This window comes from Amycolatopsis sp. PSD-21, assembly GCF_055561455.1.
Genome location: NZ_CM145712.1, coordinates 5945997 through 5964713 on the forward strand (window position 1 = coordinate 5945997; position 18717 = coordinate 5964713).

The following is an 18717-nucleotide window of genomic DNA, read 5'->3' on the forward strand; positions in this document are numbered from 1 at the left end:
GTCCTACTTTCCGGCGCCGAGGGTCAGGCCGGTGATGATCCGGCGGGCGAGCACGAGGTAGAGCACCAGCATCGGGAGGACGACGATCGCCACACCGGCGATCAGGCCGCCGTACTCCGACTGGTAGCTCGCGGCCCCGTAGAAGGTGAACAGCGCGCGCGACAGCGTGAAATGCGCCTGGTCCTTGAGGAACACGATCGCCAGCAGCGTCTCGTTCCACAGGCCGATGGCGTTCAGGGTCAGCGCGGTGATCATGCCGCCGCGGGTCAGCGGCAGCATGACCGAGAAGAACGTGCGCGTCGGCGAGGCGCCGTCGAGCGCGGCCGCCTCCTCCAGTTCGTCCGGCAGCGACCGGAAGAAGCCCGTCATCAGGAACACCGTGAACGGGATCGACAGCGCCACGTACAACACGAACAGGCCGAACTCGTTGTCCAGGTGCACCTTGCTGAGCACCACGAACAGCGGGATGATCACGGTCTGGAACGGCACGCCCATGCCGATCGCGACGACGTTCGTCATCGGCCCGGCACCGCGGACACCGAGCCTGGTCAGGGCGTACGCGCAGGGCGCCGAGACGGCGACCGTGACGACCGTCGCCAGCCCGACCAGTACCACCGTGGTCAGCACGGCTTCCCCGAAACCGGCGTTGTTCCAGGCGTAGATGAAGTTCCGGAACGGCTTGCCGGCCTTGAACCACTGGTACGGCAGGTCGAACGGCTTGGTGAAGATCTCCACCGGTGTCTTGAACGACGCCGTCAGCAGCCAGTACAGCACCAGGATGTTGCCGGCGGTGAACAGCCACACGATCGTGGAACCCAGTACCCGCAACGGGCTGAACCGTTTGGAACCGGGCGCCGGGCGCGGTTTGCGTGGCGGCTTGCGCACCGGTTTCGGCGACGGGCGCGCGGGCGCCTCGACGTCGGTGACGGACATGTGATCTCCCTCAGAACTGGATCGCGTCACGGCGCATCAACCGGCGGAGCAGGACGACGAGCACGGACACCAGCGCGATCATCGCCACCGCGCAGGCGCACGCGGCACCGAAGTCCGGGGTGCCGTTCGAGCCGAAGGTCCGGTCGAACACGTAGATCCCCAGCGTCCACGCCTCGTTGGGCGGGGCGTAGGTGCCCGGCCCGGCCAGCACGAACACCAGCTCGAAGATCTTGAGCGCGTTGATCGTCCACAGCACCCCGGCGACCCCGACGACGTCCCAGGTCATCGGCAGCGTGATGTTCTTGAACTTCTGCCACGGCGACGCGCCGCCCAGTTCGGCGTCCTCGTAGAGATACGGCGGGATGCGGTCGACCGCGGCCATCAGGATGGTGATGTAGAACCCCGAACTGGCCCAGATCAGCGAAGCCGTCACCACACCGGTCACATTGGACGGTGCGAGGAATTTCGCCGCGTCCGCGCCGAGGCTTTCCAGCACGTAGTTCGCCAGTCCCTGTTTCCCCGGCTGGTACTTGAAGACGAAGCCGAGGAACATGCCGAGCGCGACCGGCGCGACGATGTTCGGGAAGAACAGGATCGCGCGGACGATCTTGCCGCCCTTCATGTCCCGCAGCACCATCGTGAACAGGAACGCCAGCGCGAACGTGCCGATGCCGCCGAGGAACACGTAGATCAGCGTGTTGCGGAAGGCGTACTGGAACGAGTCGCTCGCCCACATCTGCGTGTAGTTGGTGACGCCGTTGGGTTCCGGCGTGTCCCCCGCCCCGGCCCAGCTGGTGAAGCTCAGCACGACGGTCGCGATCGTCGGCAGGACCAGGAAGGCCAGGTACAGCACCAGCGCCGGCGCGGCGAACGGCCAGAACAGCCGTTTCTTGCGACTCAGGTGCGCCCCGGCCTTCACGGCCCGCACCGGCGTCGTGACCGTCGCCATCAGCCCTGGTTCTTCCAGAACTCGGCGCCCTTGGTGGCGAGCTGGTCCACGAACTGCTGCGGGGTGATCTGCCCCTTCAGCAGCGCGATGTCGGCGGGGTCGAAGACGTCGGTCTGCCATTTGCCGCCGGCGACACCGTCGATCCCGTCGTACTGCAGGACGTGTTCCTTCTTCGGGTCGTCCAGCGCGGCCTTGACCTGCTTGAGGTCGTCCGGCACGGCGAGGTCGGCACGCGGCACGAGGTTGTCGGCCACGATCGGGATCCCGGCGAGCAGGTCCTTGTTGAGGAAGTAGGCGATGAACGCCTTGGCCGCCTCGGGGTGCTTGGCCTTCTTGGTCACCGAGAAGCCGATCGACATCTGCTCGACGGTGTCGTGCGTGGCGCCTTCGGGCATCGGGAACTGGAAGGAACCGTAGTTGATCTTCGTCCCGGCACCCTGCTTGTCCAGGTACTCGCGGGTCTCGCTCGGCGCCCAGCTGCCGACGTAGAGGAACCGGGAGTCGCCGTCGGCCCAGCGCTGCTGCACCTGCGGGAACTTCGCCGCGTCCCAGCCGTCGATGAAGTACTTGGGCAGCTTCGCGGTTTCGGTGGCGGCCTTGAGGAAGCCGGGATCGGTCTTCCACGCCTGACCGGTCTTGTCGGTCGCCGCCTTGTACAGCCCGCCCGCGCCGACGTACCGCTCGGCGAGCTGGGTGTAGAAGTACATGTTGTAGAACGGGATGTCGCCGTCGAGGCTGATAGCGGCCTTACCGTCGGCCTTCGCCTTGTCGAACAGGCCGATCAGCTCGTCCATCGTCTTCGGCTGCTGGATGTCGCCGGCGGTGTCCTTGTTGAACCACCAGGCGCTCGACTGGATCGTGTACGGGACCATGAAGTTGTGGCCCTCGCGGTCCTTGTTCTGCGGGAAGTCGTACGAGCTGGGCGAAAGCACGTCCTTGACGGTCTTGTCGCCTTCGCCGACCTTCATCGCGAACACGTCGTCGACGCTCTGCGTGCCGCCCGGCGTCATGACCGCCGCGCCGACCTTGCTGACGTCCTGGTCGAACAGGTCCGGCACGGCGTCGGTGTTCAGCGCGGGCACCAGGTTCTGCGTGTAGGCCTTGCGGCCCAGCCACTGCACGTCGACCTTGACGCCCGTCTTCTCCTGGAAGCATTTGAAGGCCTTCTGGAGGACCTTGCCCTGCGGCTCGTCGGCCGTCCACATGGACCAGTACGTGAATTCCTTGTCCGTGGCGGGTTTCACCGCCGCCTCCGGACAAGGCGCGTTGAGGAACTGGTCGACGCCCGGGAGCGCGTTCTCGCCGGTGCCACCGGCGACGTCCCCGCCGCCGCATCCCGCGAGCAGGAGCGCCGCCCCTGCCATCGCTGACACCGCTGTCGTGAGCCTGCCTACCCGCATCCGCCACCACCTGGATCGAAGATCACACAAGTTCTGCTTGTTGTTGCGCAGTTTTGTGAGGTTTCGCGCACATGTCAACAGTCAATCGCGCAAAGTCTGCTCAATCGTCACCTTGACCGGTTCAATCCGATCAAGCTTGAGCACTCCCAGCAACCGCCGCACCTCGACGGCGACCGCGGCGCGCCCGGCACCGAGATACTTTCGCGGGTCGACGCGCTCCGGATGCGCGCGCCAGTCCTCCGCGGCGGCCGCGGTGAACACCTTGTTGAGCTGGGTGGCGATATTGATCTTCGTCATCCCGGCCCGGACCGCCTCGGCCAGCCCGTCGTCGGGCACGCCCGACGAGCCGTGCAGCACGAGCGGCACCGGCACCCGCTCCCGCAGGCGCGCGATCAGTTCGAAGTCCAGCGCGGCGTCACGGGTGAGCATGGCGTGCGAACTGCCCACCGCCACCGCGAGCGCGTCGACCCCGGTGGCCGCGACGAACTCCGCCGCCTCGTCCGGATCGGTGCGCGCGCCGGGCGCGTGGACGCCGTCCTTGCCCCCGACCTCGCCGAGTTCGGCCTCGACCCAGACGCCGTGGTCGTGGCAGTACGCGGCGACCTCACGGGTCGCGCGCACGTTGTCGGCGTAGTCCAGTTTGGACGCGTCGAACATGACCGACCCGAAACCGAGCGCGACCGCCTCACGGACCAGGTCGGCCGATTCGGCGTGGTCGAGATGCACCGCGACCGGCGTGACGGCCTCTCTCGCCGCGGCGAGCGCCGCGGTTCCGATCGGCGCCAGCGAACCGTGGTACTTCACGGCGTTCTGGCTCAGCTGCACGATCACCGGTGCTTCCGCCGCGTCGGCGCCGTCGATGATCGCGGTGAGGTGTTCGAGCTGGATGGCGTTGAACGCGCCGCAGCCGTGCCGCGCGGCCGCGGCGGCTCCGACGATCTCCCCGGTTCCCACCAGAGGCATGGCAGTTCTCCTAGTCCGGGCGGGCGCGCACGGCGACCAGCCCCTGTTCGGCTTGGTAGTGCGCGAGGTCGACGTCGCCGGCGAGTGGGCCGAGCACGGCCGCCCCGGACAGCGCGACGGCCCGGCGCAGGATGTCCGGCCACGATTCGGCACGGCTCAGCCCCAGCGCCAGCGCGGCGACGACGGCGTCGCCCGCGCCGGTGGTGTTGCCGCGGAGCGCAGTGGACGGTGCCGCGTGCCAGGTGCCGGAACCGGTCACCGCCAGGAGCCCCTCTGGCCCGAGCGAGACCACGACGGCACCCGCCCCGGCCTTGCGCAGCTCCCTCGCGGCGGCCACCGGATCCCGCAGGCCGGTGACCTCGCGCAGTTCGTCGGCGTTCGGTTTGACCACGGACGGTCTTCCGGCGAGGCCGTCGAGCAGCGCCTCGCCGGAAGTGTCCAAGATGGACGGTGCGCCGCCGAGGAGCCCGGCGTATCCCCCGGCTCCCGGCGGCAGGCTGCCCGAGCAGACGAGCACGTCCGGCTTCCGGGCCCGGACGGCCGCCGCAAGCGCTTGCCATTCGTCATCGGTGAGCCGCGGCCCTGGCTCGTTGAGCAGCGTGACCGATCCGTCGTCCGCGAGCACCGTGGTGGTGCGCCGGGTTTCGCCGCCGATCGGCACGACGCCCGCCGGGATACCCGCCGCCGCGAGCTCACCCACGACGGCCGTTCCCGTCGGGCCGCCCGCGGTGAAGATCGCGCGGACGTCGGCGCCGATCGTGTGCAGCACGCGGGCGACGTTGAGGCCCTTGCCGCCCGCCCGCTGCCGCACGGTCCGCACGCGGTGCACGTCACCGGGCCGTAGACCGTCCACTGTGTACGTGACGTCCAGCGCGGTGTTCGGCGTGACGGTGACGATCACGGCGAGCTCAGGTCAGGACGACGGAACGGGTGAGGCTGCGGGGGTTGTCCGGGTCGAGTCCCTTGCGGGCGGCGATGGCCCCGGCGACGCGCTGCGCGCGGACCAGGTCCGCCAACGGATCCAGGCCGCTCTCGACGAACAGGCCGCCCGCGCGGGCGACGTCGTCGGCCAGCCCTTCCGGCGCCTGCCCGAACATCCAGGTCACCCGGCCCGGCTCGCTGATGCTGATCGGGCCGTGCCGGTAGTCCCAGGCCGGGTACGACTCCGTCCACAGCAGGCAGGCCTCGCGGAATTTGAGCGCGGCCTCGTTCGCGATGCCCACGGACCAGCCGGTGCCGAGGAAGCTGAACTGCTCCGCGGTGACCAGCTCGTCGGGCAGCGGTTCGGCGAGCACGCGGTCGGCCTGGTCGGCGACCGCGGTCAGGTCCTCGCCGAGATGGGCGCGCAGCATCGCCAGCGCCGTCGTGGCGAACCGGGTCTGCACGACCGAGCGTTCGTCCACCACGGAGAGGTCGACGATCTTGTCCGCGGCGGCCTCGATCTCGCGCGGCACGCCGGTGATCGCGATGGTCGGCGTCCTGCCCCGCAGCTTCGCCAGCAGGGCGTGGACCTCGGTCGTCGTACCCGACCTGGTCAGCGCCACGACGTGGTCGTAGCCACGGCCCTCCGGGAACTCGGACGCGGCGAAGGCGTCGGTCTCGCCGAGCCCGGCGGACTCGCGGAGGACGGCGTACGCCTGGCCGATGAACCACGACGTGCCGCAGCCGACGATCGCGACCCGCGCGCCCGGCGGCGGCAACAGGTCACTGTTCGCCGAGGCCAGCGCCGCCGCTTCCCGCCAGCAGCCGGGCTGGCTCGCGATCTCCGCCGCCATGAAGGTCCCGCTCATGAACTCCCCATCCGTGCCAGTTGTGCGCAATAGCTGTCACGTTAGGTGCAGTTTTGTGCAACGTCAATGCTCTGTTAGCGCACTTTCACGCATTTGCTCCGCGCAGATGTGCAGGATGGCCCGGTCGCCTACCGTGGGCGGATGCGGATCGTCTCGCTGCTCCCCGCCGCGACCGACTTCGTCGCGACCCTCGGGCTCCTGCCGTCGCTGGCCGGCCGGACCCACGAATGCGACTGGCCACCCGGCGCGCTGGACGACGTCCCGGTGGTCACGAGCAGCGCGATCGACCACGACGTGCTGTCGAGCCGGGAGATTTCGGCTGCCGTCGGCGGCGAGCATCGCGGCTCGGCCCTGTACTCCCTCGACGCCGCCATGCTCGCGGCGGCCGAACCCGACGTCGTGCTCACGCAGGATCTCTGCGACGTCTGCGCGGTCTCCTACCGGCAGGTCTCGGAGACCGTGCGCGCACTGGACGGTGACATCCGGGTGGTCAGCCTCGAACCGCGAACGCTCGACGGCATCTTCACCTGCCTGGCCACGCTCGGCGAAGTGCTGGGCGTCCCCGAACGCGCGGCTCACGAGACTCGCCTTCTCCAGGAACGCTGGGAGGCGGTCCGGGTTCGCGTCGCGGGACGACCGCGGCCGAGGGTGGCCGCCATCGAATGGCTCGACCCGCTCTGGCCCGCCGGGCACTGGGTTCCGGAGCAGATCGACGCCGCCGGCGGCATCCCGCTGCTCGCCGCCGCGGGCGAGCACACCCGGCCGATCACGTGGGACGCCGTCGCCGAAGCACGACCCGACGTGTTGCTGCTCATGCCCTGCGGCTTCCCGCCGGAGCGGACCGAGGCGGAACTGCGTCTGCTGACCGGCCTGCCGGGCTGGGACGACATCCCGACCGTGCACGTCCTCGACGGCCCGGCTTATTTCAACCGGCCCGGCCCGCGCGTCGTCGACGGCGCGGAGATCCTCGCCGAGCTCTTCCATGGGTGACCGGCGTCACATCGAACGCTGTCACAACCCCTCCGCCCCACTCGTCATGTGTGCAGGAACCGACGGAGAGGAAAGATCATGGAACCGCGAATCAACCTGTTCGAGAACGACGTCATCCTCAAGTACGTCAAGCGTCTCGGCGCCGCGAACCGGCCGATCGAGGAGTCCTCGCTGCCCCACGCGACCCAGGAACTGGTGAAGCTGCGCGCCAGCCAGATCAACGGCTGCGGTTTCTGCACCGACATGCACAGCAAGGACGCCGCGCACGCCGGCGAGACCTCGGTGCGGCTCAACCTGGTCGCCGCCTGGCGGGAGGCGAACGTGTTCACCGAGCCCGAGCGCGCGGCTCTCGCGCTCACCGAGGAGGGCACCCGGATCGCCGACGCGCACCACGGCGTCAGCGACGACACCTGGGCGCAGGTGCGCAAGCACTACGACGACGAGCAGATCGGCGCCCTGATCGCGTTGATCGCCGCGATCAACGCGTACAACCGGCTCAACGTCATCGCCAGGACGCCCGCCGGCGACTACCAGCCCGGCATGTTCGACTGATCCTCGCGTCCACCGACAAGAGGATCGCTTCGCCGGACAACGATCGAGAGGCGACGGGCTGCTAAACCTGCGGATACCAGCGACCCGGAGGTTTCAGCCCGTGCAACTCGACGTCCGTTTCTTCCCCGTGACCGGGACCCATCCGCTCAGCACCGACCTCGTCGGGCTCCGCGCGAACTTCCATTACGGCTCCGGGAACGTGCTGGAGCAGCACTACGCGGACCGGACCACGATGATCTGGACCGGCGTGTCCGGTGATTTCGCCGGTGTACGGCAGAAGGAAGCGACACTGCGAGTCTTCGAAACCGGTCCGGCACAGTATTTCGTCACCTGGTACGAGACCGGGACCGTCGCGACGGCCGCGCACGGCGAGATCTTCGACGGCGGTTATCCCATCGCGGTGATGGCCGATTTCGGCCGCTCGATCGCGACGGCGGCCTATACGAATCCGCGCGAGGACGGCGGGCAGTACTTTTTGGTGGACCAGGCGACCATCGAGATTCTGGAGAAGCCGCACGGGTGGCCTTCCTTTCCCGCGCCTCGCGGCTCTTGAGCGTTCTGTGGAATACGGCGAACGTGGCGTAGGGGGTGTCGCGAAAGCCACTTTCGGGACATCAGGCGTCGCGAAAGTGGCTTTCGCGACATGGGCGCCGGCGGTGAATGCTCCCTTCACCCACCACTCCACGTTCGCCTATACGCTTGACACCCGAACGCCGCTCTCCGCTTGATCCCGCCGGCGAAGTTAACCCCAGGCCCGTGCCGGGTATCTGACGGTCATGAGCCGATCGACAGTCGAGCACTCGTCCCGGTCGAACACCCGGCATCTGACCGTGCCCCAGGGCGTCGCACTGTATGTCGGCGCCGTCCTCGGCACCGGTCTGCTGGTACTTCCCGCGCTGGCGGCCAAGGCGGCGGGTCCGGCTTCCCTGATCGCCTTCCTGGTCCTGGTGCTGGTCTCCGCCCCGGTCGCGGCGACCTTCGGCGCGCTGGCGGGACGGCATCCGGACGCCGGCGGGCCGGCGACGTTCGCCCTGCGGGCGTTCGGGCCGAAGACCTCGGCCGTGACCGGATGGTGGTTCTATTTCGGCACCCTGGCGGGAATGCCCGCCGCCAGCGCGTTCGGGGCGGCCTACATCACCGAACTGGTCGGTGGCGGCCGGACGATGACGATGTTCCTGGCCGCCGTGCTGGTGCTCATCGCCATCGGGGTGAACCTTTTCGGCGTGCACCTGTCCGGCCGTGTGCAGTTGGTGCTCACCGGTTTCCTGGCACTCCTCCTGGTCGGCGCCGTGGTGCTTGCGGCGCCGAAGGCGGACACGGCCAACCTCCAGCCGTTCGCGCCACACGGCTTTTCCGGTATCGCGACCGCGATCAGCCTGCTGGTGTGGGCCTTCATCGGGTGGGAGACCGTGACCCATCTGGCCCCCGATTTCCGGAATCCGCGGCGAGATCTGCCCTTGGCCACGGGAATCTCCATCGTCGTCATCGGCGTGCTCTATCTCGCCGTCGGCGGAATGACGATTCTCGTGCTCGGCCCGCGAGCCGGGGAAACCGAAGCGCCACTGGCCGCGTTGCTCGGCGAAGGGCTCGGTACCTCCGTTCGAGTGGTCGCCGCGGTGATCGCCGTCGTGGTCACCCTGGGGGTGCTCAACGTGTTCGTGGCGAGTATGGCGAAACTCGGCGCGGCGCTGGGCCGTGATGGCGCTCTGCCGCATTGGCTGGCCAAGGGCAGCCGATCGGGTGACGTTCCGAGGCGCAGCCTGCTCGTGGTGACCACCGGGACCGCGATCAGCTTCCTCGTCGCGATCCTCACCGGCTTCGAACTGGAACAGGCGTTGCTCGCGGAGAACGCCTGCCTGATCGCGATCTACCTGGTGGCGATGGCCGCCGGGGTCCGGCTTCTGCCGTCCGGCGGCAAACAACGGTGGTTCGCGGTGATCGCGACGGTCCTGGTGTTCGGCGTGCTCCTGCTGGCGGGCTGGTACCTGTTGTTCGCGGCGGCGCTCGCCGTGGGGGCACTGCTCTACCTGAAGTTCTCCAGAAGGTCCCCTGAAACCTGAGCGGACCGGGCCGCGGTCATCCCGGCGAGCCAGCGCTCGAACGCCGGCACACCGTGACCGAGGACGGTGAGCGCGTGGCTGCCGACGATGAAACCGTCGGCTCCCTGCCGCGCGACCGCTGCGACGTCGGCGGCGTCCCGGATGCCGAAAGCGGTGTAGACAGGCAGGTCCGGACGAATACGCCGGATGTCACCGATACGGCGGCCGAGCCCATCGTTTATGGTGCCCGCCCGTCCGGTCTCGGCGCTGAGCGCGAGATACACGAATCCGTCGCCGCTGCCGAGCACGCCGGCCTCTTCGTCGGTGAGGTGCCCGGCCGTCACCCGCAGCGGTGGCACCAGGGCCAGTCCGCAGCGGCGCGCCCGGGCCGCGTACTCGGGAAACGGCCGGATGTCGTGCTCGCAGAGCAGACCCGCGCAACCGGCAAGGATTTCGTCACCGGCCCGCCAGTCGTCGGCGGCGGGCCAGGCCGATCGGTAGACGATCCCGACCCGCACCGGCGCCTCCGCCAGCCATTCGCGCAGCCGGGACGAGCGCGGGTCCAGGTTGTCCGGCCCCGCCTTCGCCAGCGCCTCCGCGACGACGCTCCCGGTGCTGGCGGAGAAGCCCTCGTCGAGCAGGATCGGGAACTCGACGAAGTCCACTCCCTCGGCCACCGCGGCACGGACGGCGGCGAGGCTGGTGTCCCAGTCGGGGAAACCCGGGATCAGGTAGACGCCGAACCCCAGTCTTCCGCTGATGGCGACGCTCTCACGAAGACCGGCACTCATACCGGTTGCTCCTGCCTGGAGGCGGCGATGTTCATGACCCGCAGCGCACAATAGGTCTCCCACAACGTCGAACCAGGGTTCGTGCTGAACCCGCCGTCGGGTTGCGCGCATCGCTGGACCGCGGCGTGCAACTCGGCCCATGGCCAAGCCAGGTTCAGCAACTGAGCGGTTCGCGCACCCCAGTAAGCGCTCGCGAGCGACCATTCCGCGCGCGACGGCCGCATCCGGATGTGCCCGAAACCGTCGTCGCACGAGACGACGAACGGAGCGCTCGCCTGTGCGTCGGCGTGATCGTCCTCGGTTCCGAGCCATTGCCGGATCGCGACCGAGCAATAGGTCCGTTCGATGTCGGACGGACCGTCGGGCAGGAGCGCACAGCCACGATCGTCCCCGGTACACGCGCGCAGGAACGCGCGGATCTCGGCGGCGCCGTCCGGTTCCGGCCGGGCGTCGAGGATGATCAGGGACCTGACCCCGTAGAAGAGGTCGTCCATGTCGACGACGACCCTGCCGCCGGCGACGAGCGCCTCGTCCACCCACCGGACCACCGCGCCGGCATCCGGCACGGGGACCCCGGCGAGCTGATACAGCCGCAAGGCGTAGTACGTCGCTCCCAAGGACGGTGCCCCGCCCCGGAACATCGCGTAGGCGCCACCGGTCCGGGCCGCCGAGGCGAATTCCAGCTCCGGCCGCGTCAGGCCGATTCCCCGCATCGCGCGGATCTCGGCGCCGAACCGGGCGGCCTCGAGGCTGGGGGCGCTTTCATCGGTCTCGACGAGCAACCCGTCGCTGTCACGGCAGGATTCGACGAAGGTGAGGGCGTCGGTCATGGTGTGCTTTCCTTTCTTCCTCAGCCGGGCGCGGATCCGAAGATCTCGTTCTGTGGCGGGAAACTCTGGAAGTCGAGTGCTTCGAAGCCGTAGTCGGCGGGCAGCTGCTGCGGTGCGGGGGTGTGGAACAGCAGTGAATCGGCGTGCATCCGGTTCCCCGAGGCGTTGGCGTACGCGTTGTACAGCTCCAGCGCCCGGCGCTGCGCTTGCGGAATGGAAGCCAGCGGACCGGCGGCGACGAAGTCGTCGACCTCCTTGAGCACGGCCATGCCGAGACAGAAGGTCAGCAGATCCTGCGGCTCGGCGACCAGACCGGACTCGGTCCGGACCACGCGGTACGGCTTGGGCATGGCTTCGAGCAGGTCTCCGGCGTAGATGACGAAGTCGGCGACGTCCGTGCCCGCGATGTCGAGTTCGAGGATGCTGGGACTGAGAAGATAGTTGAGGTAGCCGAAGATCTTGGGGTTACGGCTGAAATAGAACAGGCAGGCGGCTTCTTCCTCGGTGTGTGCCCCGGCGTCGATCTGCCTGGCCAGCCGCGACATGACCGTGCCGTAACAACCGGAGTCGACCAGCGCGACACGTTCGGGCTCGAACCACTCACCGTCTCGCAGTCCGAGCACGTCCGCGAGGGCGCCGTGGTCGGCGCGTGAGGCGTGGGCGAGACGGAGGTCGAGACCGGTGGACAGTTTCAGGTCGAGCCGCCGCGCCGTGAGGTACGTCGTCAGCATGTCGCGCGCGAGGAAGAGCACGTGACGGCGACGGCGGTGCACGCACCATCGGACGACCCAGTGCGCGAAGGAGACCCAGAGGGGCAGCCACGGCCGGACTCGCCAAAGGAACCGTTCGATCGCCGAGCCGGCGCCGTCCGCGAGGGGGTGGCCGCGACCGGGATCGATGGCGTGGCACACCTGCGCCAGCTGGACTTCGGAGAGATCGCCTTCCCCGCGCATGGTCTGGATGAATTCGCGGATGGCGTCGTCCATCGCGGGGGCGGAAGAACCCGTGATGGCGCACCATCGCGCGATCCAGTGCTCGCCTATTCCGGCCCACGCGGCCGACGCGCTGGCCGCGTCGGGGCCGGGACATTCGGTGAGCAGGCCGGTCAGCCACGCCGGGACGTCGCCGGCCGGCACGCGAGGGGCCGCGGCCAGCACGGCCGCGGCACCTCCTCTTCGTGACGGTATTTCACGCTCTTGGGGCATGGCCCTGACCCTTCCGTCGGAGGTACCGGAAGCGTCACGCGTATACCTGGTGCAGCAGGGAAGAACGATGTACCGGTGGGTGACGCTCAAGTCCACCGTATGAGGGCATGGGGACCGTGGCGATCACTTCCGCGCACGGTCCTGTCCATCATCCGTACCCCGAGCGAAAAGGCCCGACGAGGCGGCGCAAGGTATGCGAAGGGGCTTCACCGAACCGGTCACGATAAGTGGCCGCGAACCGCCCGAAGTGGAAGAACCCGTGCCGTTGGGCGACCTGTGCCACGGTGACCGCGTCGGGCTCGCCCGCGGAAAGGTCGGCGTGGGCGCGTTCCAACCGGACATCGCGAAGATAGGCGTTGGGAGTGGTCGCCAGATGCCGCTTGAACCCCTTCTCCAGCGCGCGCACGCTCACCCCGAGCTCGCGGGCGAGGCTCGTCACCGAATGATGCCGGTGCGGTTGCCCGTCGATCAGCCGGGTGGCCTCGCGAATGGTGCGTGAAGACACGAGTTTCGCTTCGCCGGTCACGACGTCCCAGTAATTGTGCTTCTGTGAGGCCAGAAACGTGGTCATCAAGCCCTGTTCGACGGAATCCGCGACGGCTTCGATCTCCAGCGCGCTGTCCGTGTCGTCCAACGACCCCACGTAGGCCGTCAAAGCGTCATACCATCCTTTGGCGGGCTGACGACCGGTGTTCAGCGTCTCCTCGAATCGCAACGGCTGCGGCAGTGCGCGCCCGAGCATCACGCTCAACCGCATTTCCAGCATTCCGCGGTCGATGATCACCATCAACTGTGCGAACTCCCGCGACCAGCCGGCCTCCAGCACGGAACCGGGATTGCACACTTCCCCGGTGGTGGCCGCACTGCCGGCCACCGGGACGGCGATCAGGAAGTGCTGGCGGGTACAGCCGATCCGCAGTCCGGCCGCGGCCGGACAAGCGACGTAGGCGACCGTGAAGTTCTTCGTCCGCCGGGCGTGCACGCGGACCTTCGAAGCCGAACGCGCGCGGAACCGGCATTCCCCGAAGAGGCCGGCGAGACATGTCCGTATCTCCTCCGGGTCTTCCGAAACCAGCAGCATGAACTTTCCCAGCGGTGTGTCCATTCGAGTCCCCCTTGAGGACACCGGAGGCGGATCGTTCCTGACGGCGCTCCTTACCGTGTACCCGGTCGGGTGGGATGACCTGGACGGGACGGGCAAATCCGACCGAACAGCCTAAGCGGCGAGATCGGCCGTATCGGGCTAACCACTCTCTCGGGCTCTAAACGCGTCGATTCCGGTCGACCGGCCTCGGGCGCGGACACCCGCTCGGAGTACTCAGCGCTGACGAACAAGCCCCGAGCACGCAAAGGCAAAGGCCGCGCCCACCTTCGCTCCCATACTGGCCGTCCAGCCGAGACGAGGAGCACCGAATGAGCCGTGACGACACGTCGCTCGCCAAGAACGTCCTCGGCGTGCCGGGCATCGTCTTCCTCGTGCTCGCCGCGGTCGCGCCCTTGACCGGGATGATCGTGATCGCGGCCATCGGCATCGCGGTCGGGAACGGCGGCGGCATGGTCGCGGCGTTCCTGCTGGCGACGGTCGTCCTGCTGCTGTTCGCCGTCGGCTACGCGCAGATGTCGCGGGTGCTCACCAGCGCGGGCGGCTTCTACGCCTTCGTGGTCAAGGGGCTGGGCAGGACACCGGGTCTCGTCGCCGGATTCGTCGCGATGCTCGGCTACAACTGTTTCGTCGCGGGCGCGATCGGCACGAGCGGGTTCTTCACCTCCACGGCGATCGACGACGTCTTCGGCGTGAAACTCGATTGGCTGTTCTGGAGCGCGCTTTCAGTCGTGCTGGTCCTCCTGCTCAGCCGCCGGGGAATCGCGGTCAGCGCGAAGGTCTTGGGTGTCTCGCTGATCCTCGAAGTGGCGATTCTGCTGATCATGGATTTCAGCGTGCTGTTCCGGCACGGCTTCTCGTTCGCCGCGTTCAGCCCGTCCGTCATGTTCCAGGGTGCGGGCGGGCTCGCGTTGTTGTTCGCCGCCAACGCTTTCATCGGGTTCGAGGCGACGGCGCTGTTCGGCGAGGAGGCGAAGGATCCCAAGCGGACGATCCCGCGGGCGACCTACATCGCGATCGGGTTCATCGGGGTGTTCGCCGCGTTCACGACCTGGGCCGTGGTCAGCGCGATCGGCGCCGAGCAGGCGCAGGACGTGGCCGCCGCGCACCTGTCGAGCGGGGATCTCGTGCTATCGGTCGCGCAGGAGTACCTCGGCGGCCCGTTGACGAAGGTGATGTTGCTGCTTCTGGTGGTCAGTCTCTTCGCGGCGCTGCTGGCGCTGCACAATTCGGCCACCCGCTATCTGTACGCGCTGGGCAGGGTCGGCGTGTTGCCGCGCCTGCTGGGCAAGACCAGCCCGGGCAACGGCGCGCCGCGCTACGCCTCGATCGTCCAGCTCGGGTTCGGTTCGCTGGTGGCGCTGGCGTTCCGGCTCGCCGGACTCGACCCGGTCGCCGACCTCACCGCCAGCATGACCGGCTTCGGCACGCTCGGGATCCTCACCCTGCAATTGTTCGCGGCGGTGGCGATCCTGGTCTACTTCCGCCGCACGCGGGATCGCCGGGTCGTGAAGACGCTGATCGCCCCCGGCCTGGGCGCGGTGGGGCTCGGGCTGATCGTGACGCTGGCGATCCTCAACTTCCCGACGCTCGCTGGCTCGAGCAACGGCGTCGTCCCGCACCTTCCGTGGCTGCTCCTGGTGGTCGCGCTGGCCGGGCTCGCGCTCGCCGGCTGGCTGCGGCGGTTCCGCCCTTCGGTGTACGCGGCGTTGGAGACCGACCTGGAACGCGAGCCGTCAAACGTTGTTGGTCAGTGAGAGGTTGAACGAATAACGCGAGGCCCGGTAGACGTGCCACCCGTATTCCACGACCTTGCCCGACTCGTCGTAGGTGGTGCGGCGCATGGTCAGCAGTGCGGCGCCCGGCTTCTCGTCGAGCAGTTCGGCGTCCTCCTCGGTCGCCTGCCGGGCACCGACGTTCTGCTGGGCCGCGTGCAGTCGGACGCCCGCGGAGCGCAGTAGCTGGTAGAGGCCCTTGTCCCGCAGCTCGTCGTCGGCCGGGGCGATGAGGCCGTCGGGCAGATAGTTGTTCATGATCGCCAGCGGCTCGCCGCCCGTCGAACGCACCCGCTTCAGGCGCCGGACGTGGGTCAGGCCCGGCGCCTCGAGATACTCGATCGCGTCGTCACCCGCGGGCTCGACCCGGTTGAGGAGGACGACGGACTCCGGCTTGTCGCCGATCTCGCTGAGGTCGTCGAAGAGGCTGCTCAACCGCAGCGGCCGCGCGACCTTGGTGCGCACGACCTGCGTGCCGACCCCGCGTTTGCGGACGAGGAGCCCCTGGTTGACCAGTGACTGGATCGCCTGGCGGATGGTCGGCCGCGAGAGGTGCAGCCGCGCGGCCAGATCGAGTTCGTTGTCCAGCCTGGCGCCGTTGGGCAGCCTGCCGTCCTCGATGGCGGCGCCGATCTGCCGGGCGACCTGGGAATACAGCGGCTCCGGACCGTTCGGATCCACCACGATCTCGCCGGGCGCCCAGGGTTTCATGCGCGGAGCCTACCGCGACCGGCCACTATGACCTTATGTCCATATGTCTTGACAAAATCTCCCAAGCCTTGCGATGGTCGGAGGACCACGCGAGCCGGGAGGTACGAAGGTGTCGGACACAGTGCGCCGGATCGTCGCCGCGCGGGTGCGCGATCCGGGGGCCGTCGCGGTGGCCGCCGCCACCCGCGTCCGGGCGAAGACCCCCTTCAACGACAAGGGCCGCACGATGATCATCGCCGCGGACCATCCGGCGCGCGGCGCGAACGGCGTCGGCTCCGACCCGCTCGCGATGGCCGACCGCGGCGAACTGCTCGACCGCCTCGGCCTGGCGCTGGAACGTCCCGGGGTCACCGGAGTGCTGGCGACGCCGGACATCATCGACGACCTGCTGCTCCTCGGCGCCCTCGACGGCAAGACCGTCATCGGCTCGATGAACCGCACCGGGCTCGCGGGATCGACTTTCGAGATCGACGACCGGTTCGCCTGCTACGACGCCGAAACCATCGAGCGGATGCGCTTCGACGGCGGCAAGACGCTCACCAGGATCTGCCTGACCGATCCGGCGACGCCGAGCGTCCTCGAGAACACCGCGAAGGCGGTCAACGACCTCGCCGACCGGAAACTGATCGCGATGGTCGAGCCGTTCCTCGCCGACTGGGTCGACGGACGCCTCCGCACCGACCTCTCCCCCGACGCCGTGATCCGCTCGATCACCATCGCCTCCGCGCTCGGCCGTTCGTCGGCCTACACCTGGCTGAAACTGCCGGTGGTGCAGGACATGGAGCGCGTGCTGGCCGCCTCGACGTTGCCCGCCGTCCTGCTGGGCGGCGAGGTCAAGGACCCCGACGCCGCGTTCGCCGCCTGGCAGCGTGCGCTCGCGCTGCCGACCGTGCAAGGCCTCGTGGTCGGCCGGTCCCTGCTCTACCCGCACGACGGCGACGTCGCCAAGGCCGTCGACACGGCCGTCGGACTGCTGTGAACACCTGTGGAGGACAACGCGTGAAGACCATCGACCACTGGATCAACGGCGCCGCGACCACGGCGGGCTCCACCCGCACCGCCCCGGTGTACGACCCGGCCGCGGGACGCGCGCGGGCGGAAGTCCTCCTCGCGGAACCGTCCGATGTGGACACCGCGGTGGCCGCCGCGGGCAAGGCGTTCGAAACCTGGGGCGATTCGTCGTTGTCTCAGCGGACGAAGGTGATGTTCGCCTTCCGCGAGCTGCTGGTGAAGCACGAGGACGAACTCGCCCGGATCATCTCCGCCGAGCACGGCAAGGTGATCGACGACGCCCGCGGCGAGATCGTCCGCGGCCGCGAGATCGTCGAGTACGCCTGCGGGATCGCCGACGCGCTCAAGGGCGGCTTCTCCGACCAGGTCTCGCGCGACGTGGACGTGCACGACTTCCGGCAGCCGCTCGGGGTCGTCGCCGGGATCACGCCGTTCAACTTCCCGATCATGGTGCCGCTGTGGATGCATCCGATCGCCATCGCGGCGGGCAACACGTTCGTCCTCAAGCCCAGCGAGCGCGTCCCGTCGGCGTCCCGGCTGGTCGCCGAGTTGTACGCCGAGGCAGGGCTTCCCGACGGGGTGTTCAACGTCGTCAACGGGGACAAGGTCGCGGTCGACGCGATCCTGGAGCATCCCGATGTCGCCGCGGTGTCGTTCGTCGGGTCGACCCCGATCGCCAAGTACGTCCACGAACGCGCGACGGCGACCGGCAAACGCGTGCAGGCGCTCGGCGGGGCCAAGAACCACGCCGTCGTCCTGCCAGACGCCGATCTGGAGTACGCCGCGAACCATCTCACGGCCGCCGCGTTCGGTTCCGCCGGGCAGCGCTGCATGGCGATCTCCATCGGGGTCGCCGTGGGTCCGGCGGGCGACGGACTGGTCGAGATCCTCGAGCGCAAGGCCGCCGGGATCAAGGTGGGCCCCGGGCACGAGGCGGGCAACGACATGGGCCCGGTGGTCACGGAGGCAGCGCGGCGGCGGGTGATCGACTCCGTCGCCCTCGGCGCGGAGCAGGGCGCGACCGTGGTCGTCGACGGCCGGGACCTCCGGGTCGCCGGGCACGAAGAGGGTTTCTTCGTCGGACCGTCCCTTTTGGACCACGTGACCACCGAGATGGCCGCTTATCGCGACGAGATCTTCGGGCCGGTGCTCGGGATCGTGCGGGTGTCCACACTGGACGAAGCGATCGCGCTGATCAACGCGAATCCGTACGGCAACGGGACGGCGGTCTTCACCGGCAGCGGCGAGGCGGCGCGGCGGTTCCAGCGCGAGGTGAAGGTCGGCATGATCGGGGTGAACGTGCCGATCCCGGTGCCGATGTCGTACTACTCCTTCGGCGGCTGGAAGGACTCCCTCATCGGGGACAGCCCGATCCACGGCCCGGCGGGCGTCCGGTTCTACACGCGGGCGAAGGTCGTCACGACCCGGTGGCCGCACTCCACCGCCGGTTTCCACTTCCCGACCTCGAGCTGACGACCGCGTTTCGTCCTCTGAATGCGCTTCGGGGCGGGGTGAAGGGGCCTTTCACCGCATCTGACGCAGCGAAGGCTCCCTTCACCCCATCCGGCGCCCGCGCCTCACCTGTCGCGAAAGCCACTTTCAGGACATCACACGTCGCGAAAGTGGCTTTCGCGACACGGCCCCGATCTCGAAGCACTCACGAAATCGGTGAGGGA

At 68.7% G+C, this 18717-nt stretch carries 18 protein-coding genes; 7 read left to right on the forward strand and 11 right to left on the reverse strand.

Features of this window, described 5'->3' with window-relative positions:
- Positions 1 to 3 precede the first annotated feature (3 nt).
- The 6 genes from ACZ1DY_RS27710 to ACZ1DY_RS27735 all read right to left on the reverse strand — a co-directional run bounded on the left by ACZ1DY_RS27710 (position 4) and on the right by ACZ1DY_RS27735 (position 6035).
- Complete coding sequence (locus ACZ1DY_RS27710; RefSeq protein WP_257485773.1) at positions 4 to 933, reverse strand: carbohydrate ABC transporter permease; 930 nt, start codon at positions 931 to 933, stop codon at positions 4 to 6.
- A 10-nt stretch (positions 934 to 943) separates the two neighbouring features.
- Positions 944 to 1882 carry a carbohydrate ABC transporter permease gene (locus tag ACZ1DY_RS27715; protein ID WP_257485772.1) on the reverse strand — a complete coding sequence of 313 codons (939 nt, stop codon included), beginning with the start codon at positions 1880 to 1882 and terminating at the stop codon, positions 944 to 946.
- Positions 1882 to 3282, reverse strand: coding sequence for an ABC transporter substrate-binding protein (locus ACZ1DY_RS27720; protein WP_306856012.1), 1401 nt, complete (start codon positions 3280 to 3282; stop codon positions 1882 to 1884). Before ACZ1DY_RS27720 ends, ACZ1DY_RS27715 begins: the two co-directional genes overlap by 1 nt.
- A gap of 81 nt (positions 3283 to 3363) precedes the next feature.
- Positions 3364 to 4245, reverse strand: coding sequence for a class II fructose-bisphosphate aldolase (locus ACZ1DY_RS27725; RefSeq protein ID WP_465481358.1), 882 nt, complete (start codon positions 4243 to 4245; stop codon positions 3364 to 3366).
- Positions 4246 to 4255: 10 nt separating this feature from the next.
- Positions 4256 to 5146 (reverse strand): 1-phosphofructokinase family hexose kinase, encoded by an 891-nt coding sequence (locus tag ACZ1DY_RS27730; RefSeq protein ID WP_465481359.1) that lies wholly within the window; start codon positions 5144 to 5146, stop codon positions 4256 to 4258.
- Positions 5147 to 5153: 7 nt separating this feature from the next.
- A complete protein-coding gene (locus ACZ1DY_RS27735; protein WP_465481360.1) occupies positions 5154 to 6035 on the reverse strand; it encodes an SIS domain-containing protein in 882 nt (293 codons plus the stop codon).
- Positions 6036 to 6176: 141 nt separating this feature from the next.
- On the opposite strand from ACZ1DY_RS27735, the gene ACZ1DY_RS27740 reads away from it, so the two are divergent.
- From ACZ1DY_RS27740 to ACZ1DY_RS27755, 4 genes are all read left to right on the forward strand, one after another.
- Entirely contained in the window at positions 6177 to 7025 is an 849-nt protein-coding gene (locus ACZ1DY_RS27740; protein WP_465481361.1) for a cobalamin-binding protein, read from the forward strand.
- Between the two features lie 78 nt (positions 7026 to 7103).
- Positions 7104 to 7577, forward strand: a complete 474-nt coding sequence (locus ACZ1DY_RS27745) for a carboxymuconolactone decarboxylase family protein (protein ID WP_126734146.1) — start codon at positions 7104 to 7106, stop codon at positions 7575 to 7577.
- 100 nt (positions 7578 to 7677) lie between these two features.
- Complete coding sequence (locus tag ACZ1DY_RS27750; RefSeq protein WP_126734147.1) at positions 7678 to 8130, forward strand: MoaF C-terminal domain-containing protein; 453 nt, start codon at positions 7678 to 7680, stop codon at positions 8128 to 8130.
- 223 nt (positions 8131 to 8353) lie between these two features.
- Entirely contained in the window at positions 8354 to 9637 is a 1284-nt protein-coding gene (locus tag ACZ1DY_RS27755) for an APC family permease (protein WP_465481362.1), read from the forward strand.
- On the opposite strand, the gene ACZ1DY_RS27760 is transcribed toward ACZ1DY_RS27755, so the two are convergent.
- The 4 genes from ACZ1DY_RS27760 to ACZ1DY_RS27775 all read right to left on the reverse strand — a co-directional run bounded on the left by ACZ1DY_RS27760 (position 9601) and on the right by ACZ1DY_RS27775 (position 13547).
- Entirely contained in the window at positions 9601 to 10407 is an 807-nt protein-coding gene (locus ACZ1DY_RS27760) for a tryptophan synthase subunit alpha (protein WP_465481363.1), read from the reverse strand. The genes ACZ1DY_RS27755 and ACZ1DY_RS27760 overlap by 37 nt on opposite strands.
- On the reverse strand, positions 10404 to 11237 hold the full coding sequence (locus ACZ1DY_RS27765; protein WP_465481364.1) for a prenyltransferase/squalene oxidase repeat-containing protein: 834 nt from the start codon (positions 11235 to 11237) through the stop codon (positions 10404 to 10406). Before ACZ1DY_RS27765 ends, ACZ1DY_RS27760 begins: the two co-directional genes overlap by 4 nt.
- Positions 11238 to 11257: 20 nt before the next feature.
- Positions 11258 to 12394: a hypothetical protein gene (locus ACZ1DY_RS27770; RefSeq protein WP_465481365.1), complete on the reverse strand. Its 1137-nt coding sequence runs from the start codon at positions 12392 to 12394 to the stop codon at positions 11258 to 11260.
- Between the two features lie 196 nt (positions 12395 to 12590).
- On the reverse strand, positions 12591 to 13547 hold the full coding sequence (locus tag ACZ1DY_RS27775; protein ID WP_465481366.1) for an AraC family transcriptional regulator: 957 nt from the start codon (positions 13545 to 13547) through the stop codon (positions 12591 to 12593).
- 308 nt (positions 13548 to 13855) lie between these two features.
- Here ACZ1DY_RS27775 and ACZ1DY_RS27780 point away from each other — a divergent pair, with 308 nt between their 5' ends.
- Positions 13856 to 15301 carry an APC family permease gene (locus ACZ1DY_RS27780; protein WP_257485762.1) on the forward strand — a complete coding sequence of 482 codons (1446 nt, stop codon included), beginning with the start codon at positions 13856 to 13858 and terminating at the stop codon, positions 15299 to 15301.
- Here ACZ1DY_RS27780 and ACZ1DY_RS27785 read toward each other — a convergent pair.
- A complete protein-coding gene (locus ACZ1DY_RS27785; RefSeq protein ID WP_126734152.1) occupies positions 15281 to 16030 on the reverse strand; it encodes a GntR family transcriptional regulator in 750 nt (249 codons plus the stop codon). The genes ACZ1DY_RS27780 and ACZ1DY_RS27785 overlap by 21 nt on opposite strands.
- 109 nt (positions 16031 to 16139) lie before the next feature.
- On the opposite strand from ACZ1DY_RS27785, the gene ACZ1DY_RS27790 reads away from it, so the two are divergent.
- Both ACZ1DY_RS27790 and ACZ1DY_RS27795 read left to right on the forward strand, forming a co-directional pair.
- Entirely contained in the window at positions 16140 to 17009 is an 870-nt protein-coding gene (locus ACZ1DY_RS27790; protein ID WP_465481367.1) for a Cgl0159 family (beta/alpha)8-fold protein, read from the forward strand.
- Positions 17010 to 17029: 20 nt separating this feature from the next.
- Complete coding sequence (locus ACZ1DY_RS27795; RefSeq protein WP_465481368.1) at positions 17030 to 18514, forward strand: CoA-acylating methylmalonate-semialdehyde dehydrogenase; 1485 nt, start codon at positions 17030 to 17032, stop codon at positions 18512 to 18514.
- Positions 18515 to 18717: the final 203 nt, after the last annotated feature.